1 protein-coding gene is annotated in these 301 nt (G+C 61.5%); it reads right to left on the reverse strand.

What is annotated here, in order from left to right:
• A partial coding sequence (locus P0G09_RS18740) for an Hsp70 family protein (RefSeq protein WP_275253426.1) occupies positions 1-301 on the reverse strand: 301 nt, incomplete at both ends.

Here is a 301-nt window from a genome sequence, read left to right on the forward strand (position 1 = left end):
CCGTAAAGGTGCCGTCCTCGATCTCGATGATCGAAACATCAAAGGTGCCGCCGCCCAGATCGTAGACCAGGATCTTCTGGGGAGCTTCGTAGTCCAGGCCGTAGGCCACTGCGGCGGCGGTGGGTTCGTTGATGATGCGCAGAACATTCAGGCCCGCAATGCGGCCCGCGTCCTGAGTGGCCTTGCGCTGGCTGTCGTCAAAATAGGCAGGCACCGTGATAACGGCCTCGGTCACCGGTTCGCCCAGGTCGCTCTCGGCATCGCGGCGGATATTGGTCAGGATCATGGCACTGATCTCCTG

The sequence above is a fragment of the Faecalibacterium sp. DFI.5.82 genome (genome assembly GCF_029076575.1).
In the GTDB taxonomy this organism is placed as follows: Bacteria; Bacillota; Clostridia; order Oscillospirales; family Ruminococcaceae; genus Faecalibacterium; species Faecalibacterium duncaniae.